The organism is Streptomyces sp. NPDC050535 (assembly GCF_044457665.1).
In the GTDB taxonomy this organism is placed as follows: Bacteria; Actinomycetota; Actinomycetes; order Streptomycetales; family Streptomycetaceae; genus Streptomyces.
In genome coordinates, this window is record NZ_JBITHE010000028.1 from 1 (window position 1) to 21,835 (window position 21,835).

19 protein-coding genes, 3 pseudogenes and 1 CRISPR repeat array are annotated in these 21,835 nt (G+C 68.8%); of the genes and pseudogenes, 4 read left to right on the forward strand and 18 right to left on the reverse strand.

Annotated features, from left to right (window positions below):
• Window positions 1-144: 144 nt before the first annotated feature.
• Complete coding sequence (locus tag ACIBLC_RS36930) at window positions 145-267, forward strand: hypothetical protein (protein ID WP_399215820.1); 123 nt, start codon at window positions 145-147, stop codon at window positions 265-267.
• Window positions 268-446: 179 nt separating this feature from the next.
• Here ACIBLC_RS36930 and ACIBLC_RS36935 read toward each other — a convergent pair whose 3' ends face one another.
• A complete protein-coding gene (locus ACIBLC_RS36935) occupies window positions 447-1,130 on the reverse strand; it encodes an HNH endonuclease family protein (RefSeq protein WP_399215892.1) in 684 nt (227 codons plus the stop codon).
• A gap of 159 nt (window positions 1,131-1,289) precedes the next feature.
• Window positions 1,290-1,517 (reverse strand): annotated as a pseudogene (locus ACIBLC_RS36940) (DUF6417 family protein); the annotation flags it as partial.
• Window positions 1,518-2,110: 593 nt separating this feature from the next.
• Between ACIBLC_RS36940 and ACIBLC_RS36945 the strand changes: the two are divergent.
• Complete coding sequence (locus ACIBLC_RS36945) at window positions 2,111-2,734, forward strand: hypothetical protein (RefSeq protein WP_399215821.1); 624 nt, start codon at window positions 2,111-2,113, stop codon at window positions 2,732-2,734.
• Between the two features lie 442 nt (window positions 2,735-3,176).
• Here the strand turns inward: ACIBLC_RS36945 and ACIBLC_RS36950 are convergent, their stop codons facing one another.
• The 3 genes from ACIBLC_RS36950 to ACIBLC_RS36960 all read right to left on the reverse strand — a co-directional run bounded on the left by ACIBLC_RS36950 (window position 3,177) and on the right by ACIBLC_RS36960 (window position 4,549).
• Window positions 3,177-3,686 carry a hypothetical protein gene (locus tag ACIBLC_RS36950; protein ID WP_399215893.1) on the reverse strand — a complete coding sequence of 170 codons (510 nt, stop codon included), beginning with the start codon at window positions 3,684-3,686 and terminating at the stop codon, window positions 3,177-3,179.
• An 80-nt stretch (window positions 3,687-3,766) separates the two neighbouring features.
• Window positions 3,767-3,919, reverse strand: coding sequence for a hypothetical protein (locus ACIBLC_RS36955; RefSeq protein WP_399215822.1), 153 nt, complete (start codon window positions 3,917-3,919; stop codon window positions 3,767-3,769).
• Entirely contained in the window at window positions 3,920-4,549 is a 630-nt protein-coding gene (locus tag ACIBLC_RS36960; RefSeq protein ID WP_399215823.1) for a hypothetical protein, read from the reverse strand.
• Window positions 4,550-4,877: 328 nt separating this feature from the next.
• Between ACIBLC_RS36960 and ACIBLC_RS36965 the strand changes: the two are divergent.
• Window positions 4,878-5,015: pseudogene (locus ACIBLC_RS36965) on the forward strand (IS5/IS1182 family transposase); the annotation flags it as partial.
• A 139-nt stretch (window positions 5,016-5,154) separates the two neighbouring features.
• Here the strand turns inward: ACIBLC_RS36965 and ACIBLC_RS36970 are convergent.
• The 11 genes and pseudogenes from ACIBLC_RS36970 to ACIBLC_RS37020 form a co-directional block, all read right to left on the reverse strand.
• Window positions 5,155-5,448, reverse strand: a pseudogene (locus tag ACIBLC_RS36970) (Imm21 family immunity protein); the annotation flags it as partial.
• A 19-nt stretch (window positions 5,449-5,467) separates the two neighbouring features.
• On the reverse strand, window positions 5,468-5,569 hold the full coding sequence (locus tag ACIBLC_RS36975; protein WP_399215824.1) for a hypothetical protein: 102 nt from the start codon (window positions 5,567-5,569) through the stop codon (window positions 5,468-5,470).
• A 711-nt stretch (window positions 5,570-6,280) separates the two neighbouring features.
• A complete protein-coding gene (locus ACIBLC_RS36980; protein ID WP_399215825.1) occupies window positions 6,281-6,544 on the reverse strand; it encodes a hypothetical protein in 264 nt (87 codons plus the stop codon).
• A gap of 317 nt (window positions 6,545-6,861) precedes the next feature.
• On the reverse strand, window positions 6,862-7,731 hold the full coding sequence (locus tag ACIBLC_RS36985) for an AAA family ATPase (RefSeq protein ID WP_399215826.1): 870 nt from the start codon (window positions 7,729-7,731) through the stop codon (window positions 6,862-6,864).
• Window positions 7,728-9,338, reverse strand: a complete 1,611-nt coding sequence (locus tag ACIBLC_RS36990; RefSeq protein ID WP_399215828.1) for a Mu transposase C-terminal domain-containing protein — start codon at window positions 9,336-9,338, stop codon at window positions 7,728-7,730. The genes ACIBLC_RS36985 and ACIBLC_RS36990 overlap by 4 nt, the downstream gene beginning before the upstream one ends.
• A gap of 41 nt (window positions 9,339-9,379) precedes the next feature.
• Window positions 9,380-10,096 carry a type I-E CRISPR-associated protein Cas6/Cse3/CasE gene (gene cas6e / locus ACIBLC_RS36995; RefSeq protein ID WP_399215829.1) on the reverse strand — a complete coding sequence of 239 codons (717 nt, stop codon included), beginning with the start codon at window positions 10,094-10,096 and terminating at the stop codon, window positions 9,380-9,382.
• A complete protein-coding gene (gene cas5e, locus ACIBLC_RS37000) occupies window positions 10,093-10,884 on the reverse strand; it encodes a type I-E CRISPR-associated protein Cas5/CasD (protein WP_399215830.1) in 792 nt (263 codons plus the stop codon). Before cas5e ends, cas6e begins: the two co-directional genes overlap by 4 nt.
• Complete coding sequence (cas7e, locus tag ACIBLC_RS37005) at window positions 10,881-12,098, reverse strand: type I-E CRISPR-associated protein Cas7/Cse4/CasC (RefSeq protein ID WP_399215831.1); 1,218 nt, start codon at window positions 12,096-12,098, stop codon at window positions 10,881-10,883. The genes cas5e and cas7e overlap by 4 nt, the downstream gene beginning before the upstream one ends.
• Window position 12,099: 1 nt before the next feature.
• Window positions 12,100-12,771: a type I-E CRISPR-associated protein Cse2/CasB gene (locus ACIBLC_RS37010; RefSeq protein ID WP_399215832.1), complete on the reverse strand. Its 672-nt coding sequence runs from the start codon at window positions 12,769-12,771 to the stop codon at window positions 12,100-12,102.
• Window positions 12,772-12,815: 44 nt separating this feature from the next.
• Window positions 12,816-14,426 carry a type I-E CRISPR-associated protein Cse1/CasA gene (casA, locus tag ACIBLC_RS37015; protein WP_399215833.1) on the reverse strand — a complete coding sequence of 537 codons (1,611 nt, stop codon included), beginning with the start codon at window positions 14,424-14,426 and terminating at the stop codon, window positions 12,816-12,818.
• A gap of 625 nt (window positions 14,427-15,051) precedes the next feature.
• Window positions 15,052-17,901, reverse strand: a complete 2,850-nt coding sequence (locus tag ACIBLC_RS37020; protein ID WP_399215834.1) for a CRISPR-associated endonuclease Cas3'' — start codon at window positions 17,899-17,901, stop codon at window positions 15,052-15,054.
• 556 nt (window positions 17,902-18,457) lie between these two features.
• Window positions 18,458-18,850: a CRISPR direct-repeat array (repeat unit 29 nt; unit sequence GTCTTCCCCGTGCGCACGGGGGTGTCTCC).
• 342 nt (window positions 18,851-19,192) lie between these two features.
• On the opposite strand from ACIBLC_RS37020, the gene ACIBLC_RS37025 reads away from it, so the two are divergent.
• Window positions 19,193-19,522 (forward strand): toxin Doc, encoded by a 330-nt coding sequence (locus ACIBLC_RS37025; protein ID WP_399215835.1) that lies wholly within the window; start codon window positions 19,193-19,195, stop codon window positions 19,520-19,522.
• Between the two features lie 233 nt (window positions 19,523-19,755).
• Here ACIBLC_RS37025 and ACIBLC_RS37030 read toward each other — a convergent pair whose 3' ends face one another.
• Window positions 19,756-20,289 (reverse strand): AAA family ATPase, encoded by a 534-nt coding sequence (locus ACIBLC_RS37030; RefSeq protein ID WP_399215894.1) that lies wholly within the window; start codon window positions 20,287-20,289, stop codon window positions 19,756-19,758.
• 465 nt (window positions 20,290-20,754) lie between these two features.
• Entirely contained in the window at window positions 20,755-21,165 is a 411-nt protein-coding gene (locus ACIBLC_RS37035; RefSeq protein WP_399215836.1) for a hypothetical protein, read from the reverse strand.
• Window positions 21,166-21,835 lie beyond the last annotated feature (670 nt).

The following is a 21,835-nucleotide window of genomic DNA, read 5'->3' on the forward strand; positions in this document are numbered from 1 at the left end:
GGGTGATGCCCGGCGGCCGGGTGCCGGGTCCGCCGCGGCCGTCCCGAAGGTGCGTGGTGGGGAGTCGGTCGCCGGCTTCCTCCACCGTGTCCTGCACCAGCACACGGGCTGGATCAAGTTTCCCCTTCTCTACAAGGAGATGTGATGCGCAAAACCGTAATCGGCCTGCTCGTGGCACTGACGGCCGTACTCGCCGTCGCACCACTCGCCAACGCCGGCCACACCGAAACCGTCGCCTGCTGCGGTGGCACGCCGGGCCAACCGTAACGGGCACTCACCGCTAGCTCGATCTTGTGTAAGAGCCCGTCAGCTCACGCGCCGGCGGGCTCTTCTCCTCGTTCGGAACGGTGATCAGACGGAAGCTAGGCCCCGTCTGACCGCACATGTGTCATCCAGCCGTGCGCACTAGCCGTTCCCCCGTCCGATCTCGGCCTGAGCAGCGGTCGTCACCGGGCGCGGGTGACCGTGATGGGTCCGGCGGGGCAGCGGTTGAGGGTCTCGGAGAGCGCGGCTTCCTCGCTGGGGTCGATGGAGAGTTGCCACCTGGTCTTGTCCGCCACCCAGTCGGTGACGTACTGGCAGAGGTAGCCTCCGGCGGGCGGCCGCCAGGTCGCAGGGTCCTGGTCGGCTTTGCTGCGGTTGCTGGCCGCGGAGACGGCGATCAACGCCCTGCTGTCGCTCAGGTCGTTGGCGTACTCCTGCCGTTCGGCGGCGCTCCAGGTTGAGGCTCCGGAGTCCCAGGCTTCGGCGAGCGGGACGAGGTGGTCGATGTCGAGGGCGCGGGCGTCGGTGAAGTACTTGTCGTCGTACGGGGAGTACCAGGACCCGCCGGTCAGTGCGCAGTTCACACCTTGGGCCGGTGCGGTGACTGCTTCTTCGAGGAGGACTTCTTGCCGGGTGCTGCATCGGTCGCGGTCCGCGTCGGTCCAGTGGCGGAACTTGCTGCGCTCGTAGCCGGTGCGGCTCTCGTCGTGGATCGTGAGTGCCTTCAGGGCGTCGCGGACCGGGAGGGTCACGGTGTCCCCCGGAGCGCCTTTAGCGCCCGGTGCGGCCTGCGCGGTGGCGGTGGGGATGAGTAGCGCGGCCAGTACGGAGAGTGTGACGGCAGCGGGCCGGAGGTTCCGGGGCAAGGCGGGCCTTTCGAAGATTCGACAGTTCGTGATCTTCGTATCGGAGGCGTTGAGCAACCCGCCCGGCGCGCGGCCGTTGTTCACCCGCCAGGGCGGTAAGTCAGATCGCGTCCGGGATGGCCGGCAGTGCCTGCAGGACGTCCTGGGGGGCGGGTGGTGAACGACGCCGTACTCGCGGCCGAAGCGGTTGGCTTCCGCCGCGGAGCCGGCCATCCGGTGCAGCCAGAGCCCGTAGGCGACCGACTCGATCTGCTGCTGCGTCAGATACAGCCGCCATCGCTTGGTCCTGTGATCACACGAAGCCGTCCGGACTGCCTCGGTCAGCCCGTCAGCGGGCAGTGTCCGGAGCTGGTCGGCGAGGTGTACGAACCGGCGCAGTGCCGTCATCTGCGAGGGAATGAGTTGGACCAGCTGTCTGTCCGGGGCACTTTCATCAAGTGACGGTGCGGGCTGGGCACAGGAGCGGGCGTAGGCGAGGGCGTCGTGACCGCAGGGAGTGGGGAAAGGTCACTTCTGCCCACACCCAAGCCCTGATACCCCACCATGAGAAGCCAAGGCGCCACTCGACGCCGCACCGTGCCGTGCGGTCCCCCTGTGCTGAAGAAACACCTCAAGAGGGGGCCGCACGGCACCCCCATCCGTCCAACGAGGCACAGCCCCGCCACGGTCAGCGGACACGATCCGCCCCCAGGAACTCCCCCGCCGCGGGCAACAGGCCGCCGCTGCCGGATCAGCACGCGCCTGCCCAGCCGCCAGTTCTCGAGCGGGTGATTCCCAGCCGGGTGAATTGCATGACCCGCCCAACCCGTGCACGACGCGGGCCATCCAGCCCCTCGCACGGGGCCGATACTGCCCTTGATGCAGCCCGGGAGCGGGCCTCGCATACCCGCCCGAGCACAGCATGTGCAGATCATGGCTTGAATGAAGCGAGTACGATCCGGCTCCAACAGCACACAACACCCCTTCGAGAGGACGCCGTCATGCCCGACATCGAAACCACGGCCACGGAACTCAAAGCACAGTACGCCGCACAGGTTGCTGCAGATCTCGAACGCAATACCAAGGAGCAGGAACGTATCGGCACCGAAGTAGCCGCACTTCAGGAGCAGTTGGCCTCCCTGCAGAGCAACCAGGTGTTGCTGGCAAACCTGCAGCGGACACTGGGCGTGGAAAACCTGACAACAATCAGCACGGAACCCGAAGAGAACGCCACAGCTGGAACCCCGGTACCGCGACAGGCTTCAGCCAGGAAGGCCAAGCCGGGGAAGGCCGCTACCGCGAAGCCGACGGGAACGGCAGCCAAGAACGGCACGAAGGCACCCGCCGCCGCAGCCGCAACGAAGCAGCCCACCCTCGTGGAGCTCATTCGCAGCCAACTCGGTCAGCAGTCCGAACCTCGCTCCGCCGCGGAGATCACCACCGCGCTCGCCCAGGCCCATCCCGACCGTGACATCAAGTCCAAGGTCGTGCGCGTCACGGTGGAAGGACTCGTCGCCAAGGGATCGGTGCAACGCTCCAAGCAGGGCAACTCCGTCTTCTACACCACGTCCAAGATCCCTGCGGCCGACACCCCGGCAGAGCAGAAGGATCCGGCCACCGCCTGAGGGAACAGGCATCCACCGTGGACCAGGGCCATGCGTGCGGCACGACATCAGCTGGGGTTACGGCTGCCTTGCCCGCCTCCGGTTTGCTCGGTTGAGGATCAACAGGCCGCCGAAGACGACGACCATGCAAGCCGGGTAAATGGCTTGGCCTGTGGCGCCTTCGGCCATTCGCCATGCCGTCAAGCCAATGCTCAAGCACAGCATCGGCCAGCACATCCAGGAGACCCAGCGGGCCCCTGGCTGGGTCCAGGCTGACGGATCTTGCATTCCTGGTGATCGGGTCACGGGTACACCTCCCGCTCGCACCTGTGCCCGCATTCACCGTGAGCAAGCAGTAAGTCCAGGAGTGGGCCGTTGCAGAGCGCTTGCCCTGCAACGGGAGATTCTGGAGTCAGTCGACCACACGGCACTATTTCTGGAAATCGGGCTTTCGTTACTCTTGTCACGCAGATGGATACCGCTGATCACCTGTGCGGAACGCCGTCACCAGGAGTGTGTCGGCGGCGCGCGGCCCGGGTCCGCCGGGCAGCACCTGGGTACTGATTCGGGTGAACCCGGCCTCGTCGAGGAGTTTGGTCCACGCATGTTCCTGGAGTACCCAGCGGTGCATGAGGGCTGCCACGCTGTTCGGCGTCTTCGCACCGATCTCGGTGTGCTGAATGTCGGGGTGCGCGGGCGCGCCGCCGAGGTGATGGGCGAGGGTGGAGAACACCAGTCGCCCACCTGGGCGCAGCGCTGTTGCCGCGGCGGGCAGCAGTTCGCGCGGCTCGGTGAAGTCGACGGCGCCGAGATCTCCTACGCACTGGCCTGTGACGTCGCCGAGGAGTTCCGCTCCGGGCCCGCTGTCCTGGCCCCAGTTCCAGTGGAAGCCGCCGGACACGGCACGGTCGGTGGCGTGCCGGGTGCGGCCGTAGTGATGCCAGAGGTCTGCGGTGCGGGTCACCGGGCCCATCCTGGCGGGCGCCACCGGCTGGCGGGCAGGTTAAGCCGAAATCTCACCCGAGGGTGTGCCACAGGGCCCACTAGGGCGGGTCAGTGCGAGTCGCTGCCCGGGTGGCAGGGGCCGCACTTGGCGGCGTCCGCCCACAGCGGCAGGTCGACCTCCCAGCCGTCGGCGGCGATCACGTCCGCCGTGCGCAGCACCGATTTTGGAGGTCGGCGCGTTCGCCCGATGCGAGATGGCATCTACGCTCCTCCAGCGAACGGACTGCCGTGCCCGGGAAGCGGCCCGCCCGGCGGCATGTACCGCAGCCGCCCGCTCCCGTCGGTCACCATCGTGAAGCCCGCGGCATCCAGCTGGGCGGCGGACCTGGCGTCGTAGTGCCGGCGGACAGCGATCCCGGCGGGCAGCAGGGCCATGAGGCCGGCCCACACGCTCACGGCGATGACGACGCCGACGGTACTGTCCGCGAACCTGTAGCCGTTGACCCAGACGACCGCGGTGATGGCCAGCCCCGCGATCGTCAACCGCTGCTTCTCGGTGGACTGACGGTCGAGGTCGAACACCATGCGGGCCCTGAGGAGTTCGACCGCATCGGGCACGACGGGCGGCAGCGAGAGGCCGTCGTACGCGTCCGGGTATCGCTGCCGGTTCTTCGCGGCACGCTCCCGGGCCTGCGGACTGGAGTCGGGCACCACGCTCAGCACGACCTTGTTGTCGCCGGTCATCTGCACGTCCGCGTACGCGTACCCGAACTCCTCGGCAAGGAAAGCGAGTCGGGCGAGACCCTTCATCGTCATCATGGCGATGGTGAGCTGTACCGGCTCCCCGCTCTCCATCTGCCGCAGCATTCTCCGCACATACTTCTTGCTCACCGACTGCCCCCGTCACTCACCGTCTCGGCAGTCTGCCATGCAGGCATGTTCATGCAGAACGCTGCCGAAACCGGACCAATACGGCCTGGCCGTCACCACCTGCCCGGTGGTTGTCAGTGCCGGGTGGGACCAACGCCCCGCAGCGTCATCCGGCCCGTCAGGGGACAGTTGTGGCTGTGGAGTGGGACCGCGACGTACGGTCCGGCGGCAGCCCGCGCGGAGTGCCGGGCGTGCATCTGCGGGTGGATGCCGTACGGTCCCCCATGCCCGGCTCAGACCGGCCGCGGTGGCGGTCCCGTGTCTCCTTCGCACGTTGCACGGGACCGCACTCCACGCCCGCATCGAGCATGCCTTCACGCGGATGAAGACCTGGAAGATCCTCCGCGACTGCCGGTTGAAAAACGAAGGTGTCCACCACGCGGTGGTCGGCATCGCCCATCTGCACAACCTTGCGCGCAGCACGTGACCGCATTCAGCCGAAGCAACTGACTCTTCACGATTCGATGGGCAGGAACTGGACCAGGCCGACCCAGTTCTCTTCGCCCGCCTTGGTTATGGGTGGCTCGGACCCTCCAGCGGCCGGCAGGCAGCGAACCCGATGCCTGGCCGGGCAACCCGCCACCGGGATACTCGATGCCCAGCTCGGAGCCTGCATCGGCCGAGTCCATGAGTGTGGCTGGACCGTCCGACGACCACGTACCGCACTCCTCCCACTCGGTGACGGGGGCTGCGAGGACAGACCTGGCCACCGCCTTCCGCTCGGCCTCGGAGTCGGCGGCAAGCCACCGCAGGAAGGCCCGATGCTCAGGTAGATGACAGCTGCTGGCCGGCTCGTCCGCCAGCACCAATGCCTGCGCACCGTTCTCGCCGACGGTGATCACACCGGCCAGATCGTCCACCGCGCAAGCCCGGTCGTAGTCATCTGGAGCGGTGGGCGTCTCCCGCCATGACCCCGGTCTCCGTACACCCCCGCCACGCATCCACCGCAGAGACGGGGATGACGATCAAAGGCCCGCCCATCGACTCCACCCAACAGAGGAGATGTGGGACGCATGGGCTTCGGTAGACGAACAAACGCTCATGCCGTCAGTGTGCCCGCGCCCACTGCCAGCGCATCATCGGGCATCTCTCGACCGTCGCCCATGCGAAGAAGGCGCAGAGAAGCACATCGGACATGAAGCGGGGGGTGATCCGCACTCTGTACCTGCGGCTCACCGGTGAACTCGCGCACCTAGGCCGCCCGTACGGATCCTGGCATGCATCGGGCAACGCGCGGCCGAGAGCGACCAACGCATGTACGTATCCTCAACTCGGTGATCTTCCGCTCCGCCGACCAAGACCCAGTCACCGTCGGCTCCGACTCTGAGCGTGGTTCGCCAGGCATGTCCTGCGCGTGGGCGAGGGCGCGGTCGATGGGGGCGCTGGTGCGCAGGACGTCCGTGTCGGTTTGGGGCGCGGGCCATGCCAGCAGGAGGTAGTCCTCCACGGGTTGAGCACTCACCTTGTCCGGGAGGATGTTCCGTCCCCGGGGCCGACTGGGGGTGAGGGTCAGGAGAAGAGGCCGACTACTCCCACCAGTGTGATGAGGCAGCCGCTTCCGATAACAGTCCGCCGTCTCCCGTCCCTCAATTGAACAGTGTTCCTTCGACGGCCCCCTACGGGCTCTCCTTGGTGCCGTGCAAGCCCTAACTCTGTGGCATGGCACGGCAACCAAGGAGAGCTTCTGGAGAGTCACGCTTCTTGCGGGTGGCCGCCGTCCCCTTCGACCACTAGGCGGTCGATCCCGGGCTCTTCATCCTGTTCGGCGATGGTGACGTCAACCCGGCCGTCACCAGTGGTGTCGAACTGGTAGAGATCGGCCTTGCCGTCACCGGTGGTGTCGATCATCCACACGTCGGGCTTCCCGTCACCATTGGCGTCAGCACTGAGGACGACGTGATGCTCATCGCCTTGAGTGTCGATCACTTCTTCACCGATGTCCCCTGTGGTGTCCATGACGGCCGGATGCCCCCGGATGAGGAGGCGAAACGAGCACGGTCCGGGATGGGTGAGGCAGCAGGCCAGGCTCTTTGTCCGTGTCCGACGGCTTGCCCGCATCGGGGATCCGCCGGGACGCATGGTGGAGGACGCGTCCTCATCCTTGCTCCGTCGGCCAAGGGGTGCTGGGAGCTGTCTCGCGGCATCGGGCAGCTCAGCCGGACGCGCCTGCATGCCTCTCACCTGCCTGGCAGCAGCGCTCCCTCAGTTCGCCCTCCCCCGACCGCCCGTCTGATCGGGCAGAGGTCCTCTGGCACGGCTCTGGCCCCCGGGTCTCAGTCGGTGTGCCGTTGGGTGGGGTCGATCCTGCTGAGGACGGCGCGTACAAGATCGCGGCTGAAGGCGGGGGCGGCTGGGGGCGGGAGTGCGGGGCTGGTGCCTGGCTCCTCTGGCGGGGTGGGTGCACCCCTGCCGGCGGGAGGCTGGTTGCCGTCGGCTTCGTTGAGCAGGTAGGTGATCTTGGCCCATTGGCGGAAGTTACCGTGGCAGGCGAGGTCGTCGATCCACAGCAGGTCGTCAGCGGGGACGCCCGACCATCGGGGGTGGTACTGGGGGATGACGGTGAGGACTTCGGCCGGGGTGAGGGGTTTGTATCGTTGCCAGACGAGGATGCGTGAGTCCAGCGCGGGCCGGTTCTTGATCTTCTGGTAGCAGTTCTCAGCGCCGATGAGGACGACGGCCAGGCGGGTGTCTTCGTCGTCCCACAGTTCGCGGATGAATTCGAAGGCGCGGGTGTCGAGCCACTGTGCTTCGTCGACGACAAGGACGCGGGGGACCTCGGTCAGTGCTTCCTTGATCATGGATTCGCAGCGGGTGCTGCCGGAGGGAGCCTCGCCCGGCAGGCCGAGCCTTCTGTAGAGGGCAGTGCGCAGGGCCTGGATCTTTGAGGAACTGAGTTTGATGCGGAGGGTGGTGTGGGGGGCGAGTTCGTCGAGGTGGAGGTTGACGGAGAAGGTCTTGCCGAGGCCGACGCCGCCGTGGACGCACATGATGGCGCCGTTGCCGCCGTCGGCTTTCAGGGTGGTGAGGAGGTTGGCGTAGGTCTCTTCGCTGGCTCGGGTCAGGATCGTGCGGGCGCCCTGCAGGCCCAGGTAGTGGTAGTTGGGTTCGGATTCCGGGGGGTTGGGGCCGGCGGTGGTGGTCATGCCTGTTCCGGGGGCTCGGAGGGGGTGGAGCTGGTCGGTTGGGGGGTGTCCAGAGGTTGGGTCCAGCGGGTGGAGGTGGGCTGGGGGCGGTGCAGGAGGTCGGGGCGGGCTTCGGTGCTGGCGTCCCGGTCTCGGGTCTCCAGTCGGCGCAGTTCGGCGGCTGCTTGTCCTGCGGTCGGGCGGTTGAGCCGCTGGGGCGGGCCGGGGGTGGAGGTGGCGGCGTAGCGGGTGTTGGCACTCTTGCGCGCTTTTGTGGCTTTTGCTGCGTAGTGATCAGCTTCGCGGCGCTGGGCCTTTTCCAGTTGCCGGGCTTCCTGAGGGGTCATCTCATCGCTGCGGTAGGCGGGTCCGCGGTAGGTGAGGGTGTCGGCGTCGTAGAGCTCTACGCGGTGGTAGTGGTGGGGTTCGTGGCGCAGGCGGACCGTTTCGCCTGCGCTGCCGTGACCGTGCATCCAGTCGCCGATGTAGTAGGCGTCTTTCCAGCGGACGCCTTTGCTGGTGATTTTCAGGGGGGCGGCGGCGTGTTCCAGGGTGTAGGCGTGCAGGTCGGCGGGGTCGAGGGTTTCGATGGGGGTCGGGTCGGCTGCCCAGGCCTGGGCGGGTGTGCGCCGTTTAAGGCGGGCGATGGTGTGGTCGTTGTTCCACCAGTGCACCCAGTTGAGGACGAGCGTGACGAAGGTTTCGTAGTCGAGGAGGCCTTCGAGACTCCACAGGGGGCGCCCTCGTTTGTCGCGGCGGCTTTGGGGAGTGTGGGCGTAGCCGGGCAGGCCTTTGAAGAGCGTGTGCTTGACGGCGGCGTTGAGTGATTCGACGGTGCCTTTGAGGTGAGGGCTGTAGGGCGGCAGGACGATCAGTTCGGTGCCGAACTTCTTGACTGCCTCGTCGACGCCCTTGCTGAGGAAGTCGCGGCCGCGGTCGACCCGGATCTTGCGGGGGATGCCGCCGTGGGGCCGGTGGTGGTCTCCGCACAGGATGGCGTCGCGGGCGGCGGCGAGGATGGCGTCCCGGCTGGGGGTGTGCGGGGTGATGGCCAGGCCGCAGATGACGGTGGTGGCGTGGTCGATGAACCAGGTGATCCATGGTTTTCTGCGCTGGCCGTCGATGTTGACCCAGACGCTGGCTTCGACGTGGTCGGTCTCCCAGACGTCGTTGCGGTTGCCGTGCGGGCGCAGGCGGTGGACGTCGTGGCTGCGGCGTGCGGTTTCTCCTCCTTCCAGCGCGGCGAGCTGGCCGGGGCTGAGTTCGCGGCGGACTGCACGGTGGAAGGTGGCCAGCGAGGGCTTGGGCGGGGTGCCGAGCAGGCCGTCGTTGGTGAGTTCGCGGTGGGCGCCGCTCACGTTGCCGTGCCAGCGGGCCAGTGCGTCGTGCATGGCGGGGGTGAGGGTGAAGCGGGGGCGGCCCTCAGGGGTGTAGGTGCCGTTGTGGGTGTCGGCGTTGTCCATCCAGCGGCGCACGGTGCGCCAGTGGACGGTGAAGGCGTCGGCGACGGTGCGCACCTCGCGGTGGGTCAGGCGCTCGGTGTCCCGCAGACGCAGCAGGCGGCGGACTGCGGCGGCGCGTAGGGCGGTGGTGTCGTAGGGGCCGTCGGGCGAGGGCGTGGCGGGCACGAAAGGCGCGTCCTTCTGGCGGGGTGCTGAGGCGGGGTGGGTCAGGCGGGGGCGAGGGACAGCAGGCCGGCGCCGTAGGGTTTGCCGCGCCCGATGCCGGTGAGCAGCGCGTGGCGCAGCTGGTCGGGGTCGGTGACGGTGGCCAGGCCGTCGAAGCGAGTCAGCACGTGCAGGGGGCCGGGAGCGCGGCCGGCTCCGCCGGGCTCGGCAGAGGGGTGCGGGTGCTTGTAGGGGCGGCGGAAGCGGGCGGGGGTGGTGTCGGTGGTGGTCACGGTCAGGCCGGCCTGGTGGGCGCGGCGCTGCCACCAGGCGAGGGCGTCGTCGCCGTAAAGGGCGACGGTTTTCTGTCCGTGTTTGTGGTTGACGGGGTGGCGGTCGTCGAGGACTCGGCGGGTGGCGCTGGCATTGGCGGTGATGCGGTAGCGCACCGGCCGGCCGGGGGTCAGAGACTGGAACATGGGGTGCAGGGCGCGGGTTTCAGCGCTGCCGTAGTCCTGGGGCAGGCGGGTGAGGTCGGGCGGCTGGTGGGACTGGATGAGCAGGGTGGGCGGGGTGTCGTCGGTGGTGTCTTCCAGGCGGAAGAGCAGACCGGCTTTGTGCCGGGGGTTTTCGCCGAGGCCGTCGGGGGCCAGGAGCATCACGGTCTTGTGCAGGTGGGCGGTGTCGGTCAGGTCGCGGCGGACGGCTCTGCTGCGGCGGTTGAGGCGGATCCGGGTCAGTGTCGCCGTGGTGGTGAGCGTCTCGGGTGTGCTGGTCACAGGGGGGTGTCCTGGTCGATGTAGGCGGTCAGCGCGGTGAGAGCGGGCGGTGGGGTGTACAGGGCGGCCTGCAGGGGTTCGGTGGTGCGCCAGATGTGGCGGGTGGCGTGGAAGCGCCGGGTGGGGGTGAAGTCGATGGGTACGTCGGCGACTTCACGGTGGGAGGGGGCGGCGGGCACGTGGTCGGGCTGTCGTTCCCAGATGAAGTCCACCGGGACGGTGGCCTGTCCGGGATGCGGTGGGGCGGCCAGGCTGAGCGGAATGTGGTGGCGGAGTTCGCCGACGGGGTCGGGGTGCGGGCCGCGCAGGACGAGGGGTTCGTCGGGGATGCAGGCGCGCCGGCCCAGGTAGGGGCCGAAGGCCGGCTGTTCGAGCCGTTGGATGAGGTGTTCCAGGAGCGGGTCGGGGCCTTGGACGGCGAGGGTGAAGACGGCGTCGGCGAGGTAGACACGCCTGCTGATGAGGGTGGACTTGGTCTGAGAGCGGTAGCCGCCGGCGCTGGTGCGCAGGCCTTGTTTGTGGGGACGGCCGCCGCCGACGGTGTGGTAGTCGGTGTGGCGCAGGCCGGGCCGGTCGATGCGGACGGTGAATTCCAGGTCCGTGTGGGGGATCTTGTGGGTGTCCGGAGCGGGGGTGAGGGCTTCTTCTCGCGGGCGTCCGTCGGCGGCGGCGAACAGGCCGATGAGGGCGGAGCGGGTGGGAAAGGGGTGGGTGTCGCGGTACTGGAAGGCGGCGTGTTCTCCGAAGGACATCAGCGGGGCGGCCAGGCGCAGCAGGAAGCCGTTCATGCGGCCACCCGGGCCGGGGAGGGTTGGGCGGCGGTCTGGGTGAGGACGACGGTGAGGTCGTCGAAGCCGGCGTGCACGGTGCCGAGGTGGTCGAGGGGTGCGTCGTGTGCTGTGGCATAGCCGGAGCCGACCAGGCGGCGGGTGCCCAGCAGCCGGTTCAGGGCGCCGGCGTGGTGGGACAGGGTCTTGATGGCGGGCGTGATGTAGCCGCCGCCGGGGGCGCTTTTGACGGGCTGTTCGAAGGCGGCGGCGAGGGAGACGGGGCGGCGGTCGCGTACTGCGTAGTGCACCAGGCAGGGGTAGGTGTGCGGGGCTGTGGCCGTCTTCTTCGCGCCGGGCATGGTGTCGATGAAGGCTTCGGCGAACAGCTCCAGCAGGTGCAGGGCCTGGTCGTGGTCGCCGCCCAGGTTGCGGGTCAGTTCGGTGAGGTTGACGGTGGCGTAGCGGTAGAGCAGGCCGGTGGTGAAGAAGCTGGTCTGCAGGTGTGCGCTGCCGCTCTCGTGGGGCAGTGACCAGTCCTCGACGGCGGTGAAGTAGTCGGGCTGCTGGCTGCTTTGGTGGACGGAGAAGGCGTGCGCCATCTGCACGGCTCCGTCGACCTGGGCGCCGGGTACCTCGGCGAGCATGCGGCCGAAGAGGTTGATGGTGGCGGTGCGCCGGCGGATGAGAGTGGCGACGGTGCGCGTGGGCAGGACAGCCTCCGTCTTCTCCTTTTTTGCTTTCCTGCGGGCGGTGCCCTTGGCGTCGGCTTCCGTCTCCTGTGCCTTGTCCGCCAGCTCCTTGGCGAGGGCTTCTTCCAGCTGCTGGCGGTGTTCCGTGCACAGGTCGGTGAGGTCGTCGAGGACGGAGCGCGGCAGGTAGAGGGTGACCGAGGTGATGCCTCGGCCTTCCTCGGTCTTCAGTCCTTCCCGGGTGGCCGAGCGCACGATCTGGGTGCCGGCGAAGGCCGCCAGGTCTTCTGGCCAGTTGGCGTCGCGGAGGGCGTCGGCGACGCGCAGGGGCAGCATCCGGGTGCGTGCGGCGTGCTCGTCGAGGTCGTCCTCGATCCGCATGCGGATGGCTCGCTTCCAGGACTGTGAGGACACCATGGCGCGTACTGCGCCGCCCAGTTGCAGTGTTTTGGGCAGGTCGTCCTCTCCACGGTTCACCAGGGAGGCGGGCAGGGGGTGCAGCGCGTGGAAGTCGACGTAGCGGGCGGGTGCGTGGGCGGCCATGTCAGTGCTCCTTGGCGGACAGGGTGTGCAGGGTGAGGAAGTAGTTCTCGCGCCAGCGGGCGGCCGTCTCCAGCTGGTCGTGGTCCCACCAGGCCAGGTCTTCGAGGAGGACAGCGAAGTCGATGCGGGCGATGCCGCGGCTGTGGAGGTGGCTGGTGAGCGACCACAGCCGGGGGTGCAGCAACTCGGTGTCGAGTTGGGTGAGGGTTTTGATGCGGTTGGTCATGGTGGCTTCCTTGAAGCCGTACCGGGCCACGGCGATGGCGAGGTGGGTGCCGAGGTCGGGGCGGCTGCGCCAGGGCCGGGCGGTAGTGCCGGGCGGTGGTGCGGGGGCCGGGCCCGGCGCGGGTGCGGCGTCGTTGAGGTCCGGTGCGGGTGCAGGGCGGGCGGTGTGGTCGGTGCCGGGGGTGACCAGCTCTGGCTGGTAGGGGCTGCTTTCGTGCGGTAGGTCGCGGTCGCGGGCGATGAGGCCGGCCACGGTGTAGTGGGCGCGGCGTGCTCCGAAGCCGGCGATGTGCCGTGTGAGGTGCTCGGGCATCCGGGAGCACTCGGCCACCGGGCGTCCGAGTCCTGATCTGAGGTCGGCGCGGATGCTGTTGACCGCGCACAGGGTGATGACCTGATGGACGAAGTCGTCGTAGTGGGCGCGGCGTTGCGCGGTGGTGAAGGGCATGGGTGCGGTGGCCTTGGTGGGTGGCGGCGGGTCGAAGCCGGGGGTCAGTGACGGTGGCGGCGCAGTTGGTCTACGGCTAGGGCGATGGCTTCGGCGGCGCGGAAGTGCTGAGCGATGGCCGGGCGGGTAGCGGTGCGGAGCGCGTGGATGGCGTCGGCGGCGAACGCCGCGTGTGGAGGGTGGGTGGAGTCGTCGAGAAGGGCCCAGAAGGTGTTCTCGGCGCGGGGCCAGTACAGAGTGCGGGCGCTGCGGGTCCACGGCGGCAGGCGCTTCGGCGGCCGCCCGGTTCTGTCGCCGACCGGGGAAGTGACGTGGCTCCAGGCGGCTTTGGAGGCGGTGTCGAGGTGCTCGCCGATCTCCTCGGCGGCCTTGCGGCATTCGGCGATGCGCTCGGCCGCGGCCGGGTCGTGCTCCTGCGTCCAGAGCCAGATCGGCGGGGTCAGGGCCGTGTACCAGGTGCGGTTGACGGTCTTGTCGTCCTGGTCGAAGCCGTAGACCCTCACCCGCAGGTCGGCCCGCAGGTCCGGGGGCAGGTCGTTGAGGGTGGTGAAGGCGTCGGGACGCTGGACGGTGTAGTTCTTGCCGCCTTTGCCTGTCTTTCCTTTGCGGTCGTCCTCATCGCCCGCCAGCAGCAGGGCGTCCAGGTCTCGCCACAGCGCCCGGTCGGCATCGGCAGGACGCGGCTTGTGGCGCTTGGTGACGTGCTGGTCGGGATGGACGTGGTGGATGAGGTACGGGTCGAGGGCGGGGAGCTTTTTCTGGGTGGCCCAGGTCAGGTAGGCGTCGGTCACCTGCCGGCCGTCGGCGGAGGGGATGAGGAGGGCGGCGTGCCGGGAGCGGCCGGTCAGAAGTCGGCCCGGGGAGGACACCGGTGGCGGTGCGGCATCGGGGTCCGGGCCGTCGTCCGGGTCCGGGCTGTCGTCCGGGTCCGGGGCGGGGAGTGGCTCCTCCCATGGGCAGCGGTCCTCTGCGTCCGGCCACGGCCGGGACGGCTTGGGCATGCCGGCCAGGAGCGTTTCGTACAGGGTGCGGCCCAGGGGGTGGAAGGAGAGCGTGGAGCGCAGCGGTCCGGCCTTGGCCCGTCCGAGGGAGCGGCCGCTCACGGTGCGCACGGAGCATTGGCCGGCCGCGCCGTAGTAGTGGTGGATGAGCAGGTGCCACAGGGCCTGGTCGCTGGGCACGGGCTGGGGGTGGGTGTCGGTGTGCGGGCTGAGCCAGGAAAGGTTGTTGCCCTCGGGGCGGCCGAAGACCAGCTTGTTGATGCCGGCCCGTTTTTCGCACTGTGCGGCCAGCCGCGGGTCCTGCAGGAACGGCCGCTGCGGGTGGAACAGGTCCCAGATGTAGCGGTCGAAGTAGTCGTGGACGGTGCCCGGGTCGAATCCCTCGGGGTTCTTGAGCAGGTCACGGCGGCGTTGTGCCCATTGCCGTGCGGTCATGCGTCCATCTGCCTGCGCGTCCAGGCCACTCACCCGTGCAGCCATCGCAACGAGCAGACGCAGGGCGGCGGATGCCGCCGGCGGCAGGGGCAGCGCCAGGTCCTGGATGAGGTGGGCGTGCAGCAGCACATCCCGCCATCCCAGGTATTCCTGACGCTCGTTCAGGAACAGGACGGGAATGCAGGGCTCTCGGTCGGTCGCGTAATGCGGGGCAGGCACACGGGCTCCATTGCCGGGTGTGAAGTATGAGGCGTTTTCTGGAAAGGGGACTGCCTGCCAATTCAGGGCCCGCCCAGGTCGCGATGCCGCAGATGTATGCGGAGGACCAGGAAATGGAGGCGCGCCGCGCGGTCGTGGGCCAGGTCAGGCCAACGCCGACGGGCAGCAGGGTGCCGCACGCGGTCACCAGGGGTGCGGTGTCCGCAGCACAGCAGGCGCGAGGCACCGGACTCGAACAGTAGTCCGACTTCGCGGTTCTATATTAGCCACAGCGCGGCAGCTCCCGAACCACATGGTTAACTTCGCAATTACCGGTCGGTTTACTTTTTTTGACCAAGAGTCATTTCTCGGAACCGGGGTGGTTCTATTCACGGCTCCGCCCGGCATCCCCCATTTTTTCGCTGCCGCCCGACGGCGCGCCTGTACCGCCTCAGGGGCACGGGGGTGCAATGCGCCGCTGTTTCCAGGGTGTCCGGGCCTGCCCGGGCGGCTGTCGGCGTGGCAGGCAGAAACCGCGCAGCGGTCAACGCCGGGGCGGGCGGCGCTCTCCCGGTCCTCGCACAGCCCGGCGCAGTTCGCGGTCAGCAGCCCCAGCGCGTTGGAGGGCTCAGGAAAGGGCGGCGGCTCAGGCCTGGGTGTGGACCAGCCCCAAGGTGGCGTCGAGGCGCAGGCTGTGGTGCCCGAAACGCACCGGCTGTGCGGGGTCTTGGGCGTCCTGCGGCAGCAGGACGAGGTCGGCGAGGAGCGCGTGCGTACGCCAGGAGGCGGGGACCTGGGTGCGCCGGCTGCGATCGGCGACCCAGGCGGCGGGCACCGGCAGGGTGTGCTGGAGGATCGTGCGGGTCTGCGCGGTGGTCGGTTTGCGTTGCTGGGGCAGCGGCTGGGTGCCGGCCGCGTCCAGGGTGAGGCGGCCGCTGGAGGTCCGGTAGACGGGCAGGAGGCGGCGGGGCATGACGCCCAGCCGGGTGGCGGCCTGGCTGGCGTGCAGGTTCTGGCGGTGCAGGTCGGACAGCGAGAGTGTGTCGTGCCAGGTGGGCACGAGGTGCAGCGCGCTGTGGTGTTCTTCGGTGCGCTGGCGGGCCCGGTGGAGGGTGTGATTGCGGTGCAGGGCGGGGTGGGTGGCGGCGAGGTCTTCGGCGTCGCCGTGCACGCTCTGCACGAGGTGCTGCACGTCGTCGGGCAGGGTGAGCGGCCCGTCGTGCCGGTGTGCGAGGCGGTCGGCGGTGGCGAGGGGCAGGAACGGGGAGTCCAGGACGCGCCAGGCGGGCGGCAGGAGGGTGCGGCCTTGGTGGTCGGTGGGCTGAAGGACACTCAGGCGGGGGCGGCCATGACGGCGTATCCAGGCGGGCCGCACGATGTGGTCGAAGCGCCATAGGCGGCCCAGGCGTTGCAGGAGGGTGTGCACGGCGGCCAGGTCGCTGACCATGACGTCGACGTCGATGTCGAGGCTCATGTCCAGCAGGCTGGTGGTGACGATCACCAGACGTTTCGGGCGCCGGCCGCTGCGGGAGAGGGCGGTGCGGACGTGGCGGGTGAGGGCTTCGCCCTCGTGGCCGGGGAAGCGGGCGTGCAGCAGGAGCAGTTGGCCGTCGGGTCCGCCGTCCGGCCAGTCCAGGGCGGCGGACAGGTGTTCGTGAGTGGCCTGGGCGTCGGCCACAGTGGCGCAGTAGACGGCCGCGCAGCCGCCGGATTCGGCGACAGGTGCGATCTCTTGGGCAATGCGCTGCAGGCGGGTCTCCCGGACTGGAGCGTCTTCGGGGTCGGTGCAGGACGGGTGGCGCACCGGGTGAAGGCGGATCTCGGCGTGGCGGCGGTGCCGGTCTGCGTGGGCGGCGGCCGCGGCAGGGGCGATGCGGGTGAGGGAGGCGTCTGAGGCCGCGGCGTAGAGCCAGCCGGGATACGGGGGATGGCAGTCCAGATGGGCTGTTGCGGGGTACGGGTGGCCGGCGCCGTCGAGGTAGCTCCGGATGAGTTCGCTGCTCGTGTGCCTGGGCAGGGTCGCCGACAGCAGCACCACAGGGCAGCCCAAGGCGCCTAGCCAGTGCAGCAGCCGTCCCAGCATCAGCCCCATGAACGGGGGCAAGGCATGGACTTCGTCGACAATGACGGTCCGTCCGGACAGGGCCAGCATGCGCAGCGCGCTGAAACGGACGGGCAGCACGGCCATGAGGGCCTGGTCGTGGGTGGCGACGGTGAACTGGGCCAGCAGGGCTCTGTCCCAACCGCGCAGCCAGCCGTCGGGCACCGTCACCCTCTCCTCCGGCCGCTCCCCCGTCGGCAGGCCGTCGTCGCCTTCGTCGGGCCAGAAGGCGTCGCTGGTCGACGGCTCGTGAGCGGCAAGGCGGTGGTCGGTGTAGGCGGTGTTGAGGTAGCTGTGACTGTGGACCACGGAGACCGGGGCATGCTCGGGCCTGTGGGCGGCCACGTAAGCCTCGAGGACGTCGTAGGCGGCGTCGGTGGTGGCCGTGGTCGGCAGCAGCCACAGAATGCCCGCCGTGTCACCGGATGCGTTGAAGATCCGTGCGGCTTCCAGGGCAGTGACGCTCTTGCCGCCGCCGGTGGCATCGGTGACCACCACGATCCCGGGGCCCTTCTCCCCCACTGCCAGGGCGAGTTGCTCCATCACCGAGGATTGCAGAGCGTTCGGGGCCTCCAGGCCGCCGTGCGCGCGCCTGAAGGGGGCATACGGCAGGGTGATACGGGGCAGACCGGACTGCTCGAACAAGGCGGGGGCGTCCCGGACGGCCTGTGCGTAGTGCTCGGCGGCGCCGAAGGCAGGCGCCTGGGCCTTGGGCAGCCAGCAGTGGCGCTGGCTGGCCAGCCGGTCCGCAATAACACCGACTCCGGTGATCAGCACGGCCGCCGGCACCGACACGTCCGCCGGCACCGCGACGGCTCCGGTCAGATGGCGCAGCAGAGCGAAGTAGCGGCGGCGCAGATCCTGCCAGGCCGGCCCGCCCAGCGTGAGGTTGACCCGGGATGCCTTGGCCGCGCCATCGATGTCGACCTGCAGGAACCGGCCGTGGTGGCCACCCAGGATCTGCGCGACCAGCACCCCGGCGCTGTCGGAAGTGTCCGTCGGATAGCCTGCCTCAGCCAGCAGGTGCAGAGCACTGTGCATGGATGCCCGCTCGTGCGGCATGCGCCGCCAGTTATGGGTGTCCGCGCGCAGGGTGTCGCTGACCCGGGCCCAGGGATGCGCCTCCTGCTCCTGGAACGCGGACAGCTTGCCCAGGTCATGCAGGCCGGCAATGAACATCACCAGGCAGCGCGCCTCGGCAAGAGAGAGCCCCAGTCCGGCGGCGATCAGCCGGCGCTGGCCGCGCGTCAGATACCGATCCCAGACCACACCCGCGAGCGCCGCGACATCCAGCAGATGGAACAGCAGCGGATACACCGCCCTCAGTCCGCGGTCGAACTTGCCCCAAGGCGTCAGATCGATCCCACCAGACCGGGCATCCTCCCGCACTCCCACCAACTGCTCCTCCCACGCGCCAACCCGCCCTGAATGCCGGGATGTTGACACCAATCCTGCCGCATGCGGATCACCTCTCAGTACGGGCGTCCCCGGCAGCGGAGGATGCGGTCTGCGGTCCGGATTCCGCGGCCACCCTCCCACGTAGGGGTCTGTCGATTCGGAGGCGAGCACGCCTGACCGCCCACGGACATTCCTCCCCATGCAGGTGAACCCGTCGAACTGGGCCGCCACATCCACAACACCAGCGACAACGGCCTCCTGGCCGCAGGACTCGTATCCGTCCGCCTCCAGCCCTCATCCTCTGTCCCCCACAAACCGCCGACCAGAGCACGCCAGCAACCCCGCCGCTCAACCCGCGCCCGACGGAAGAAGCCCCGCAAATAGGAATGAACACCGCTCGAATGGCGTGCTCAAATCCACCTGCCAGTCAGGCGATTCAGGCCCGAAGCACCAAAAAAACGAGCGCCGCCAGGCAGCGGCTCTCAGCAGAGCCAGATCATGTAAAGTAAACAAAAAAGACTCTAATGATCTTCAAAGCTGCAGGTGAGTAAGGGTCTTCCCCGTGCGCACGGGGGTGTCTCCGACGTCATTGCCCAGCTGTTTGCCCAGCATCTGTCTTCCCCGTGCGCACGGGGGTGTCTCCGGTGACGTGGTCTATGGGGACCTCATGGGATCGTCTTCCCCGTGCGCACGGGGGTGTCTCCGTCAGAGAGTGCCGGTCGTAGATGGGCGGCCCGTCTTCCCCGTGCGCACGGGGGTGTCTCCCATCAGGCGGCCGCAGCTCCGTCGATACGCCGGTCTTCCCCGTGCGCACGGGGGTGTCTCCTCGCGCATCCCCACCGAGCGCTGCCTCTACCTGCCTTCCCCGTGCACACGGGGTGCCTCCTGCGCGCTGACAGCGCGGTGTTGTCAGCACCGGTCTTCCCCACGCACACTGGGGCTCTCAATCGCCGGACATTCCATGTCTCGCGTACTGCCGCTCGGTCCCGACCCTCGGCAGTACAGCGATGTCGACCGGTCGACAGAAAGTGACCTGTAAAACCCAATCACAGAGTTCGGTTTTATTCGCCCTTGCGACGGCCCTCGATGATCAGGTTTCGCGGCCACCACGCACGGCACTCGCTCAAGGACGAATCACAAAACAGCAGGTCAGATAGCCAACTCCTATGGACTTCTCATTTCAGCGCGCTGGGAATTCTCACATGATGTCACCAAGGCTTCTCACTCGACGTCGCCACTTCCATGCCCTGACCAGCAGAGATACATGACACCTCGATGAGAACCCTCGGTGACATCAAAACGAGAAGTCGCAGTCACCGACTACTCCGCACTGGTGGCGGCCGTCGCACGGCACAAGACCCGGATGCCGACACTGGAATCCGCCGACCCCGATGTGGCCTGGCGCGCGGCTGCGCTCTTGCACTCGATCGTGCGTCTCGAGCCACTACCGCACCGCAATGGTCTTTTCGCTGCTTTCGTCGCCGCCCAGTACATGGACCAGTCCGGCGAAGGGGTCGATCCGCCCTACGGAGCCCTGTCCGACCTCGTCCGCAAGGTCCGCGACACCCGCGTGAGCGTGTACACCGTCGCCGAAACGCTGCGCTCCTGGAAAATCTGAAGCCACGTACTCACCGTCCAGCGCTCTGCGCCCCCATCCGGCCGTCGCGCGTGGGCGGCATCGACCGGGACTCGGGAGTGCGAGGTTGTCTGCGGTCGCCATCATCGTGCTCTCGGCGGTGTCAGTGCGCTGTGCCAGGCTGATGGTGCCCGGCGGCACCCATCACCTCGAAGCCGATGCTGCCGCCGGGCACCCCTCATCAACGGTGCGTCGCAGCCGGAACGTAGTGCCGGTCACCGATCCACTGCAGGCAGACGGGCCAGGCCCGTGTCGAGGAAGATGTGCTCGATGGTCTCGGTCAGGGCGCTGCAGGCGCCGATGACCCTCTCACCGCCGCCGGGCAGCAGATCGAAGGGCCGGTACCACTCACGTAGTTGTGTCTCGTTGACGTCATCGGCGATCGGCTTGGTGGCGTGCCGGGCGAGAGTCTCGGCGAACGGCACGTCCAGGTAGTAGCCGTGGCTCGGGCCGCGGTGATCGGCGCGCAGTCTGGCGAGCATGTCGCCGTAGTGGTCGGCGTAGAGGATGCCTTCGATCACGACGTGGAACCCGGCGTCCAGGGCGTAGCGGGCTGTCACGTCGATCAGGCCGATGTTCGCCGCGCCGGGCCGGTCGCGCTCGCGCAGCACGATCCGGCGGAGATTGTCCTGGCCCACCAGCGCCAGACCACGCCCGAACCGTTCTCGCAGACCGGCCGCGACCGACGACTTGCCCGACGCGCTGTTGCCGCGCAGCACCACCAGCCGGGTCTCCTCCGTTCCCACCATCACGGTCCTCACGCTACCGACAGTCGGGCACTGCTCGGGCGCATCCCTTGCTGGTGGGGGAACGATCTGCGGCGCCAGATCCTCGTCGGGTGGCTGGCCGCCGGTGACCAGGTGCCGCCCTCCCGCGGGGGCACCGCGACCGCACCCCCGCCCCTCGCAGTCCGCGGGTCTTGAAGCTGCCGTGCTCGGTGATGACCGGCGTCAGGGGCGCCGGTTCGGCGGCGCCGATAGCCCTGGAGACGCGGGCCGGGCTGTCCACACTCAGGTGACAGGCGAGCTCGGGCGCTCTGAACAAGCCCGCGGGTGAGCACCGGGCGGTTATCTCCGGCGTTCCTGTTCAGTGCTCGGTACAGGACCGGGCTGGAACGTGGTCTCTGCGTCGCCGGAGAAGGAACTTCGGCAGACGGCGCGCCGCCGCCCCACGGGCTACTGCGCGTGGCCGGCCGGGGGCGGTCCCGGTGTTGCTCACGCCGGCGTCTTGCCAGGGGCGGGACGCCGGGGGGAGCGGTGGATCCGGCTCTGCACCAGGTCGATCTCCGCAGTGCCGTAGGCGGTGTACGTGCCCGAGGTCGTATAGCCGGAGGCCTGGCCGAGTTCCCGCAGGGGGTAGCGGCGCCCTGGCTGGAACTCCCGGGCGTAGGCGAGGATCAGGCGGATGCGGCGGTCGGCCTCTTCCTTCTGCGCCTGAGCCTGTTCCAGGGCCAGGATCAGGGGATCGCCTTCGGTTGCGAAGGCGGCGGCCTCCAGATTGTCGGCGTACTGCGAGCGCTCCCGTTCGGCCTCCTCGAAGGCGTCGGGGAAGCAGTCCTCCGGGGTCACGCTCCCCGGCTCGGGCAACGGGCAGAGCAGAGCGGCGAGTTCATTGACGAGATCCATTTTCCGATTGTCGTAAATTCTTACGATGATCGCAAGAGGCGGAGTGGAGTATCGAGGTCGCGCTGTCAGCCCCGTCCGCGGCAGCCCGGCTTCCCGGGGCGGGTGGCCGGGCGCGCTCGGAGCAGCCGTGCGGGATGGGGGGCGGGCGGGGTGCGGGCAGCCGCATGCCTCCCGTGGAGAGCCGGGAGGCGCGGCGGGTCCCGCCGTCAGCGACGGCAGGACCCGGCCAAGTGGGGAAACCTCACCCGGGGGTGGCTCGGTACCCGCACCCACACCATGCACCCAAACCAGCCACCACAACAGGGGGCGGCTGAAAAACGCCGATATCCGCATCCGGGGCGGCCCGAGTGGCATAGACGCTTGGGTGGAGTCCGGTGCGCGGCGAGGCTGGGGCCCGGGTACGGCGGAAGCCGACGCCCGCGATGGCGGCGCATCGGCTTCGGCGCTGGTTCACGCGCCAACGTGGCCAGCAGTGTGCCCCCTGGGAATGCCGTGGTTGGAGCCAGTAGCAGTTCAGGGCCCGATACCGGGTAGGGCCTCGACCACCAACCGGTCGAGTCCCGCACATCAAGATGGGACAACTTTCGGCGCTCACCAGCACTTTCTCAAGCCCGCTACGGGGGACAGAACTGGAGCCAATTTCGCAGTGCGCGGCAAACGCACTGGCAAG

Excerpts from the sequence above, each read along its gene's own strand:
- ACIBLC_RS36930 (WP_399215820.1), top strand. The coding sequence starts at position 145 with ATGCGCAAAACCGTAATCGGCCTGCTCGTGGCACTGACGGCCGTACTC.
- ACIBLC_RS36945 (WP_399215821.1), top strand. The coding sequence starts at position 2,111 with ATGCCCGACATCGAAACCACGGCCACGGAACTCAAAGCACAGTACGCC.
- ACIBLC_RS36950 (WP_399215893.1), bottom strand. The coding sequence starts at position 3,686 with ATGGGCCCGGTGACCCGCACCGCAGACCTCTGGCATCACTACGGCCGC.
- ACIBLC_RS36955 (WP_399215822.1), bottom strand. The coding sequence starts at position 3,919 with ATGCCATCTCGCATCGGGCGAACGCGCCGACCTCCAAAATCGGTGCTG.
- ACIBLC_RS36975 (WP_399215824.1), bottom strand. The coding sequence starts at position 5,569 with ATGGGCGGGCCTTTGATCGTCATCCCCGTCTCTGCGGTGGATGCGTGG.
- ACIBLC_RS36980 (WP_399215825.1), bottom strand. The coding sequence starts at position 6,544 with ATGGACACCACAGGGGACATCGGTGAAGAAGTGATCGACACTCAAGGC.
- ACIBLC_RS36985 (WP_399215826.1), bottom strand. The coding sequence starts at position 7,731 with ATGACCACCACCGCCGGCCCCAACCCCCCGGAATCCGAACCCAACTAC.
- cas5e (WP_399215830.1), bottom strand. The coding sequence starts at position 10,884 with ATGAACGGCTTCCTGCTGCGCCTGGCCGCCCCGCTGATGTCCTTCGGA.
- cas7e (WP_399215831.1), bottom strand. The coding sequence starts at position 12,098 with ATGGCCGCCCACGCACCCGCCCGCTACGTCGACTTCCACGCGCTGCAC.
- ACIBLC_RS37010 (WP_399215832.1), bottom strand. The coding sequence starts at position 12,771 with ATGCCCTTCACCACCGCGCAACGCCGCGCCCACTACGACGACTTCGTC.
- ACIBLC_RS37030 (WP_399215894.1), bottom strand. The coding sequence starts at position 20,289 with ATGGTGGGAACGGAGGAGACCCGGCTGGTGGTGCTGCGCGGCAACAGC.
- ACIBLC_RS37035 (WP_399215836.1), bottom strand. The coding sequence starts at position 21,165 with ATGGATCTCGTCAATGAACTCGCCGCTCTGCTCTGCCCGTTGCCCGAG.